Source organism: Uliginosibacterium paludis, assembly GCF_039631355.1.
GTDB lineage: Bacteria > Pseudomonadota > Gammaproteobacteria > Burkholderiales > Rhodocyclaceae > Uliginosibacterium > Uliginosibacterium paludis.
Genome location: NZ_JBDIVF010000034.1, coordinates 1 through 522, shown reverse-complemented (window position 1 = coordinate 522; position 522 = coordinate 1). Strand labels below are relative to the sequence as shown.

At 60.0% G+C, this 522-nt stretch carries 1 protein-coding gene; it reads left to right on the top strand.

What is annotated here, in order from left to right; all coding sequences use genetic code 11:
• The coding region (locus ABDB87_RS20540) for a DDE-type integrase/transposase/recombinase (protein WP_345930583.1) at positions 1 to 522 on the top strand (522 nt) is incomplete at both ends.

Genomic DNA, 522 nt, shown 5'->3' with positions numbered 1-522 from the left:
GCGCTGCTATCGCTACTCACCCAAGCTGTCCTCGGAGAACGCTGAGATTGCCGACCACCTGGTTCGCCTGACCCACAACCAGCGCAACTGGGGTTTCGGCCTGTGCTACCTGTACCTGCGCAACGTCAAGGGCTATGGGTGGAACCACAAACGGGCCTATCGCATCTATCGTGGGCTGGAGCTGAACCTGCGGATCAAACCGAAGAAGCGCATCGTGCGTGACAAACCCGAGCCGCTGGCAGTGCCCACGCAGATCAACAGCAGTTGGTCGATGGACTTCATGCATGACCAATTGGCGGACGGGCGCAGCATCCGGCTGTTCAACCTGATTGATGACTTCAACCGGGAAGGTCTGGCCATTGAAGTCGATCAGTCCCTGCCGGCAGCGCGGGTGGTGCGAGCCCTGGAGCAAGTGATCCAATGGCGTGGCAAGCCCGCTTCGATCCGCTGCGACAACGGACCCGAGTACATCAGCGCAAGCCTGCTGAGTTGGGCAGAGAAGCAACAGATCCGCATCGAGCA